Source organism: Periweissella beninensis, from assembly GCF_016908275.1.
GTDB lineage: Bacteria > Bacillota > Bacilli > Lactobacillales > Lactobacillaceae > Periweissella > Periweissella beninensis.
Map to the genome: position 1 here is coordinate 1 of NZ_JAFBDN010000041.1, position 8218 is coordinate 8218.

General features: G+C 34.6%; 7 protein-coding genes and 2 pseudogenes. 6 read left to right on the top strand and 3 right to left on the bottom strand.

Annotation, left to right across the window (positions count from 1 at the left end):
• Nucleotides 1-456: 456 nt before the first annotated feature.
• Both JOC59_RS08845 and JOC59_RS08855 read right to left on the bottom strand, forming a co-directional pair.
• Nucleotides 457-1830 carry an HlyD family secretion protein gene (locus JOC59_RS08845; RefSeq protein WP_205144395.1) on the bottom strand — a complete coding sequence of 458 codons (1374 nt, stop codon included), beginning with the start codon at nucleotides 1828-1830 and terminating at the stop codon, nucleotides 457-459.
• Between the two features lie 9 nt (nucleotides 1831-1839).
• Nucleotides 1840-3986, bottom strand: a pseudogene (locus tag JOC59_RS08855) (peptide cleavage/export ABC transporter).
• A gap of 270 nt (nucleotides 3987-4256) precedes the next feature.
• Between JOC59_RS08855 and JOC59_RS08860 the strand changes: the two are divergent.
• The 5 genes and pseudogenes from JOC59_RS08860 (at nucleotide 4257) to JOC59_RS08880 (ending at nucleotide 6193) form a co-directional block, all read left to right on the top strand.
• Complete coding sequence (locus tag JOC59_RS08860) at nucleotides 4257-4460, top strand: Blp family class II bacteriocin (protein WP_239517087.1); 204 nt, start codon at nucleotides 4257-4259, stop codon at nucleotides 4458-4460.
• Nucleotides 4461-4487: 27 nt separating this feature from the next.
• Complete coding sequence (locus JOC59_RS08865; RefSeq protein WP_205144398.1) at nucleotides 4488-4700, top strand: hypothetical protein; 213 nt, start codon at nucleotides 4488-4490, stop codon at nucleotides 4698-4700.
• Between the two features lie 181 nt (nucleotides 4701-4881).
• Entirely contained in the window at nucleotides 4882-5442 is a 561-nt protein-coding gene (locus JOC59_RS08870; protein WP_205144399.1) for a recombinase family protein, read from the top strand.
• 155 nt (nucleotides 5443-5597) lie between these two features.
• Nucleotides 5598-5909, top strand: coding sequence for a helix-turn-helix domain-containing protein (locus JOC59_RS08875; protein ID WP_205144400.1), 312 nt, complete (start codon nucleotides 5598-5600; stop codon nucleotides 5907-5909).
• Nucleotides 5909-6193, top strand: a pseudogene (locus tag JOC59_RS08880) (helix-turn-helix domain-containing protein). Before JOC59_RS08875 ends, JOC59_RS08880 begins: the two are co-directional and overlap by 1 nt.
• 140 nt (nucleotides 6194-6333) lie before the next feature.
• On the opposite strand, the gene JOC59_RS08885 reads toward JOC59_RS08880, so the two are convergent.
• A complete protein-coding gene (locus JOC59_RS08885) occupies nucleotides 6334-6756 on the bottom strand; it encodes a YjdF family protein (protein ID WP_205144401.1) in 423 nt (140 codons plus the stop codon).
• Nucleotides 6757-6970: 214 nt separating this feature from the next.
• On the opposite strand from JOC59_RS08885, the gene JOC59_RS08890 reads away from it, so the two are divergent.
• Nucleotides 6971-7658 (top strand): IS6 family transposase gene (locus JOC59_RS08890; RefSeq protein WP_205144403.1). Its coding sequence is split into 2 segments (ribosomal slippage): nucleotides 6971-7129 and nucleotides 7131-7658, totalling 687 coding nucleotides; the frame shifts between segments, so codons are not numbered across the junction.
• Nucleotides 7659-8218: the final 560 nt, after the last annotated feature.

Sequence of the window (8218 nt, forward strand, 5' to 3'; positions counted from 1 at the left end):
TCGGAGACCAGTATAACATCGTTAAAAATCTGGTATAGCCTGTTATACCAAAATGATATTTTGGACAGGCTCTGCGAGGCGCGTCATCGACAAGCAATGACAGTAGCGTTCCCCCTTCCTTCTGGGGGAACTGCTATTTTTCGGCGCCTATTATCCGGCTAGAAAAACCTCCGGCGGGTCACGCGCCATGACGGGGCAATTTATCATTGTATGATCACCTTCAGCGGGAGCATGTCATGCAGAACGCTACCCGCGTGGGGCAAGCTGGTGTCAGCTTAACCACACAAAAATTAAATAGAGCGATATGAATATACCTTGACCTAATTGATTCCTAAAACTGAGGAAATTCTTATGCTTAAATCTACGGCTTGCCTTTGTTGATTACTATTACAACATAGTAGTTAATATCTTGTAATAGTAATCAATGGGATTTGTGCAGTTGTGGTAGAAATTTTTTTAATTATTTTCACCTAGAAGAATATCTTTATAATAATTAAACCAGGTTTTCGTGCCTTTTATGGTTGTGATTCTACCATTAATACCATACTTAATCTGTTCTCGTTCTGTCGGAGTAGCATTTATATCTGCTACTAACTTATAAAAAGATCCTTCTTTGCTAGTAATTGGTGCCGAGCTTATTGTTTTGATTTTCCCGTTTAAAATTAGTGGTTTCGTGACATTTTGATTTGCTACAAAACGAATGGCTTGTCCTTGCTTTAGACCAATAATATTACCGGCAGAGACGTAGTACTCAACATTCAAAGCGGTTTGTTGCGTCAGTTTAGGATAAATCTGAGCAATGGTTGTACCCTTAGGTACATACTTGATTTTAGTTTTGTCAGTAGCTAGATGTAGTATCCCATCTTCTGGAGATTTAATGACAGTATCTTGGTAATCTTCATTGACAGATGATAGCTTTGCTTTTAATTCATCTAGTGATTGTTGCTGATCATTGATTTCTTTTTGAACACTCGCCAATTGTTGTTGCTTTAAGCCGGTAATTTTATCTAATGTGCTGCTTTTAGATAAAGGTCCGCTTTTTGAAATTCCAGCAATTTGACTATCATACGAACTACTAGTTGTTTCTAATTGATCAATTTGCTGTTGCACATTGCTTAGGGCAGTTTGTTTGACTTGTTCTTTCTCATCAGTTGTTTGTGCAGATTTTAGTTGTGCTGCATAATTATCATAAATGGGCTGATAGGGATTATTCGTCGGTTTAGTGTTGTTTTTGATACTTGTTAAAATGGCCTGATAATTGGATAACTGTTGATTATTTTTAGATCGGCCTTGTTTTAGAACGTCAATTTGATGGTTAGCTTGTTGATCAGCGGTTTGTTTATCACTGCTTTGTTGATTAAATTCACTCGTTAACGTATCCACCTGAGCAATATAACCATTGAATAGACTATTATAACCAAATTGATCTGTTCCACAAAATTCACTACGTCCGTTAACAATACTCTGTTTATAAGTATTAAGACTTTGTAGTCGATCGTTAAGCTTATTAATTTGTTGATTCAGTAACTGAGCTGAAATTTTTTCATTACTATTGGTAAAGGTCACTAGTGTATCGCCTTTTTTAACCACTTTGTTTTCGGCTAATTGGTTGCTATCAATAGCATTGTTACTCGTTGATTGGATATCTGATAGCACCTTGGCTGGAATAATTTCACCACTTGCTTTGACCACTATTTCACGCTTAGTAAATAGGCTAAATAGAATGCTAAACACGACTAACAAAAAAATAGGCACAATAATTAGAGTTGGAAAATTGCGGTAACGACGTTGATAAAACTCGCCGCTTTCTAAGTATTTCGGATCAACCATCAGGTCTCCTTAATGATTAAATAGTGATGCATAGAAGCCACCAGCTTTGAGAAGTGTATCATGCGACCCATCTTCGATAATCTTGCCACTTTGCATGGTCAAAATTCGATCTACTCGCTGTGAAATGGTTAAGCGGTGCGCTACAAAAATAATGGTTTTGTCGGTTAACTGCATTAGATTATCAATAATTTTTTTTCTGTTAAAACATCAAGATTACTGGTTGACTCATCTAGAATCAGCACAGGAGAATTTACTAAAATAGCTCTAGCTAAGGCTATACGTTGTTTTTGACCACCCGAAATATTACCACTTTCTGCGAGTTCAGTGCCAAATCCTTGTGACATTTTTTCAATGTCATCTTTAATTTCAGCAATTTCAACCGCCCGAACAACATCTTCTTGGGTTGTCCCTGGCTTAGCTCCTAATAACAAGTTGTCCATAATCGAACCAGAAAAAATAAAGGGCTCTTGAGGTAAATAATTAATGTGTGCTCTCAGCTCATGTTTATCAAGATTAGCGAGTGGGGTTTCCCCCAGGGAGATCGTCCCTGATTCTGGCTCAAAAAAATTGACGAGTAACTTAACTAGGGTCGATTTACCAGAGCCACTAATACCAACTAAAGCAATCTTTTCTCCTGCTGTAATGGTTAATGAGACATTATCGATCGCTGGGGCGCCAAAACCGTATTTATAGGTAACATGATTGGCTACGAGTGAACTATTAGGCGTAATGTTTTCAGTCATTTGATGACTATCTTTAAATTCAGAATCAACCAAATAGACCTCGTTTAACCGATTATTGGCGACTGAGGCTTGTTGGAGCTTAGTTTGTAGATTTATAATGTTTTGCAGAGGATCTGTAAAAAAGCCTAACAAAGCATTGTAAGTGATTAGTTGCCCAACACTAATTTTATTCGTCATGACTAATTGTGCGCCAACCCATAAAATCAAGACATTTAAAGTGAGTTGTAAGAGGCTTTTAATTGCATTTTGGACAGCTTCTGTTTTAGCATAAACAAATGACTTTTCTAAATAAGTGACGAATTCATGATCAATTTTATGATAGGCAGTTTCTTCACTGTTCAGCGCTTTAATTGTTTCGACACCATTAATATCTTCAATAATAGAAGAACTTAACATCGCACCCGCTTGCATTTGGTCATTATTCATCTTTGAAAAAGGACGCATAAAAATCCAAACAACTAGGGCATAGGCTGGAATTGCAATCAAAGAAATTAAAAATAAGGTTGAATTTTGTAGGACTAGAACTGTGCCAACAATGAACAAAATCCCTAAGTCTAAAAAGACGGATAACATCGTACTTGCCAGGGCTTCAATAATAGCATTGGCGTCCGTAAAACGACTTATAATTTCACCGGTACGACGCGTTGCAAAAAAAGACATTGGCAGTTCAAAGATATGTTTAATATAAGACAAGATAATATCAATTGAGAGGCGTTGTCCCATGACAATTAATAAATAATCTCTGGCATAAGATAATAGTTGTTGTATAACATAAGCAAAAATAAGCCCTAGTGACACAATCCCTAGGGTGTTTTTCATGTTATCTGGGATATAAGTATCAATGATACCCTGTAAATAATAGGATCCCAAAATGCTAACGAGTGTGACTAATAAGGCAGCAATCACAATATTGATGACTAATAACTTTTGTCGAGTAATCACTGGAATAAAAGAAACCAAGGAACGATTTTTATCTTTTGTTGGCTTGTAGGTTGGTTTGGGCGCGATAAAAATCGACACACCGGTCCATTCTCCATTAAAGTGCGCTTTCGTCATTTTAATTTTACCCACACTGTTATCAGGATCAGCAATTAATAACTGATCACCTTTCATACCATAAACAACATAGTAATGAGGGTATTTACCTTCTTTGATTACATGAACAATGAACGGGAAAGGCAAATCTTTTTGGTCAAATAGGCTTATGTCAGTTTGAATTGGCCGGGTTGCAAAGTCTAGATTATTAGCGGCTTTAACAATTCCCAAAGCCGTAGTGCCTTCCATGTCTGTTTTTGCCAGATCACGTAGTTTGGACAAGGATAGGTATGTCTTGTAATGTGACAAAATCATAGCTAAAGCAGCAACGCCACAGTCTCGTTCATCAACTTGAGATATATAATTTATTTTCTTAATAATGTCTATGTTTAAATTCTCTCTCTAAAAAATGTTAACAAACAATCATACTATTTTTCTTTGCTAATAAATGTTGTGTATTAATTGGAATAATATAGATAATTGTAGTTTAACATGTGATTTTATTAATTAATATATATTAGTTAACACTTAATATATACTAGCATATATATTATTGTAATTAAATATTAGTTGTGATAATATCGGATATATACAAGGATATTTGATTAACATTAAATTATATCAAAAAAATATTAGGTGGATATTACGATGAACAACTATAAGTTATTGAACGAAGAGGAACTAGAAGCAATTTCTGGTGGTAAAATGACTGGGCGTGGACTACGGAATGCTATTCTTGGAGGAGCCATTGCTGGTGGTTTCTCAGGATTACCTGGAGGTCCAGGCGCTGCATTTATAGGCATACATGTTGGCGCAGCAGCAGGATCCATTGAATACGCATTTAATAACTAACATTAAAAAATGAGAGGTAAAAAGTTTATGAAAATGACGAATGAAAAGTGGCCTATCAAACAGTTTTTAGTTCTGGATGCAATGGCTATCGGATTTGGTATTATTTATTTTTATATCGTTAACTTGTTAGGAACAGATATTTCTGTAGTAAATGCTGTGACAGCAGCATTTATATATTGGGTTTTGTCAGTTCTAGTGTATGGTTTCAGTGGAAAACTTAAAACGAATATCAAAGCTTGAAATAATTAGAATTATAAAAAACAGTTACCAAGTAAATCATATTAGGTAGTCGTTTTTTTTTTATATTTTAGATAAATTAGTAAAAGTGCAAAATGCTTTAAGTATCTTGCGCTTTTTTTATTCCTTGATATAATAGGCTTTATAATATGCAACTTAATTATGCAATTTAATGAGGTGGAAAATGACAGTTTATGGCTATGCCCGAGTCTCAACAGCAGGACAATCTTTAAATGAGCAAAAAGAGACGCTAAAAAATGCTGGTGCTGATATTATCATGAGTGAAAAATATTCAGGAACTACTACTTCACGTCCCCAATTTGAAAAGTTAGTTCATTTAGTTGAAGCCAACGATACTTTGATTGTTACAAAGTTAGATCGTTTTGCGCGTAATACACGTGAAGCGCTAAACTTAATTGATACTTTATTACAAGAAAAGATCATGATCAAAGTTTTAAATTTGGGAACGATTGATAATACACCTATGGGTCGTATGATTGTTAGAACATTACTCTCTGTTGCGGAAATGGAACGTGACATGATTATTGAACGAACACAAGCTGGTAAAGTATTTGCTAAGCAACATAATCCCAACTACAAAGAAGGGCGTCCCAAACGAAAAAAAGACGGCAGAAATAATGCTATTTTTGAATATTCTAAGACACACACCGTTAAATCGACTGCCGAGGCATTTAATATCTCACCAAGAACTGTACAATATATCAAAAAATTATTTGTTGAATAAAATAGTGTTTACCGTGTTCTATAATGTAATAACTTTAACTTATTTAGAATTAGATCAAATTAATTTTGGCTAGAATATTGAATTGTAGACAGTAGCAAATATTATTTGCTTTATCTATTGCGGAATAATTGCAATAATGTGTCTAGGAGAAATCTATGAACTTTGGACAAAAATTACAAACGGCACGTATCAATATGAACTTAACACAACAAAAAGTCGCTGATGACTTCTTTATTACTAGACAAACAATATCTAGCTGGGAGAATGACAATAGTTATCCAGATGTCATGACACTAATTAAATTAAGTGATTATTTTGGATTTTCGATAGATAAAATATTACGGGAGGATAAGCAGATGCGTTTATTCTTGGATAAGAAGGCGGTTAAAAATGATTTTAAGCCTATCTATCGTATTCTGTTATTAACTTCTTTCATCTTATTAGTCATAGAATTAGAGGAAAATTAATGAGTAAACTGGACACATATGTTGCTGAACGTAGTAAAAACAATCCTGAGTTCGCACAAATAGTTGAGCAAGAAAATATCAACTTGGAGGTGGCAGTGAAAGTTCATGACCTTCGTGAAAATATGGGGTTGAGCCAACGTGAATTTGCCAGCTTAATTGGCAAACCTCAATAAACGATTGCACGCATTGAGAATGGTTCGATGAATGCTTCAACAAAAATGTTATCAGAGATTGCCCAAGCCACTAATCAACGCTTAATCATTCAATTTAGCCCTGCATTTTAAGGTCTATTATATCATTAAAATAAAAAACAGCCCCCATTATCTAATCACTAGATAATGAGGGTTATTTTAATAGTATTTTTGAGGGGCGATAATATAATTATAGACCCTAAATACAATATGTAGTTTTCTGTACTAGGTTCTCAATGTCCTTTGTGTTTCTGTATTTTCTTGGCCTGGTGCAATTTATATCTTTTTTCTTGATCCAAGATCTTCTTAGTACGTCTATTATGTTGTCGAGTTACTTTTTGACATTCTAATTGTTTTTGGAGTGTTTGTTGTGCTTTAGTACCGACACCATGCTGAATACTCTTTCTAGCTAACCTTTGAAGACGCTTAGGATTGATCTTTCGTTCAGAAACAGACGAATTACAAACGGTTTCTTTGAAAAAGATAATTCTATTCCAATGATGCATAACCAGATCGTTAATCAAAGTTAATTTAGGTTCTGAAGGACCTAAGTTAATTTGGCTAACTTCATAAGTGGAATTAAAGCGTCTTTCGAAGATAGCTTTGTAAAACGGTGGTTCATAGATAATTGTTAATGATCCCTTGATAGTAGACATCAAATATCCTCCTTAAAATTAATTAAGAAAGATGGACAACCAAGGAGGCAGGTTACTGATAGCTTCGCTACGTTCGGACTACCAACCGAACTGTGTTTTTACTTTCTATTTCTAGTTTAACTCAAATAGCCCATTAAGAATAGGGGTTCTGGTGCAAAAATTTTCAGGTAAACTTATTTTGAGTATAATTAGCCTAAAAAGCAAGGTAGCGATGATGAAAAATTATTTTAAAGGGCGACATTTCCAAAAAGATATTATTTTGGTAGCCGTTGGCTACTATTTTAGATTCTCATTAAGCTACCGTGATGTGGTTGAAATTTTGCGTGACCGTGGAATTATTATTCATCATACAACCGTCATGCGCTGGGTTCACCAATTACGGGCCACTATTCAAATTATTATGGCGAAAACAGCGAGATACTCATAGTCAAAGCTGGCGAGTTGATGAAACCTATATTAAAACCAAAGGTCGTTGGCATTACTTCTATCGCGCCATTGATAGTCATGGATTAACACTAGATTTTGAGTTACGTAAACATCGTGATTATCAATCCGCCTATCATTTTTTGAAACGTTTATTGACGACCTATGGTCGTCCCGATTGTCTGGTTACTGATCAATATGCTGGCACTTTAAAGGCTATTAAACAAGTAATTAAAGATGGCTTATTGGTGAAAGCAAATCACCAATGTTCTAAATATCGTAATAATTTGATTGAACAAGATCATCGGTTAATTAAACACGTCTTAGTAAAGTCAAGCGGTTTTCAATCACTACGAATTGCACTAAAAACGCTAAGTGGGATTGAAGTCATGCATCAACTACATAAAGTAAGCCAAAGAGAACCAAGTCTCTTTGGTTTTTCGTCGTCACAATCACTAATCGAATTATTAGTACAATGATCCGTTCAACAATCGTCCCAATGTATCACAAAGACTATTTTGTTAATTTTGCACCAGAACCAAATTTAATACCTGTGGGAATATTTATTTAAAATATTTATACCGTTATTTAGTAGAGAATCCCCAATCATCGTCTCTACTTCTTCTACATAAGTATCGGCACTATTGTTTTTATGTTTATATTCCTCAGTAGAAAAGTCTGAAACGTCAATTGGAATAATTATTACAGTAGTTATCTTATCATCGATATCTATAGAGTTATCATTATAGTGACTAATTACCTTCTTTGCGGATTCTGTATCTCGATAGATATTGTACTGCTTTATTAAGTCTCCAAAAGTACTATCTTCATCTGAATCCCTTGTTCCATTAATTAACCTATTACTCCAAAAAGATGTTTTCCCGACAACTAAAACATTATTATCTTCTAAAATACTTATAAAAACAAATTGATAATTTTCTTGTGTGAACTGAACCCCTCGAATTGGAGTAAATCCAATCGAGGGGTTTTCTTATGTATTTTTCTCAACAAACAAAACTTAATGCAATTCTTGAGTATC

What these genes read in the sequence shown, in the direction of transcription:
- JOC59_RS08845 (WP_205144395.1), bottom strand. Translation starts at nt 1,830, where the DNA reads ATGGTTGATCCGAAATACTTAGAAAGCGGCGAGTTTTATCAACGTCGT.
- JOC59_RS08860 (WP_239517087.1), top strand. Translation starts at nt 4,257, where the DNA reads ATGAACAACTATAAGTTATTGAACGAAGAGGAACTAGAAGCAATTTCT.
- JOC59_RS08875 (WP_205144400.1), top strand. Translation starts at nt 5,598, where the DNA reads ATGAACTTTGGACAAAAATTACAAACGGCACGTATCAATATGAACTTA.
- JOC59_RS08865 (WP_205144398.1), top strand. Translation starts at nt 4,488, where the DNA reads ATGAAAATGACGAATGAAAAGTGGCCTATCAAACAGTTTTTAGTTCTG.
- JOC59_RS08870 (WP_205144399.1), top strand. Translation starts at nt 4,882, where the DNA reads ATGACAGTTTATGGCTATGCCCGAGTCTCAACAGCAGGACAATCTTTA.
- JOC59_RS08885 (WP_205144401.1), bottom strand. Translation starts at nt 6,756, where the DNA reads ATGTCTACTATCAAGGGATCATTAACAATTATCTATGAACCACCGTTT.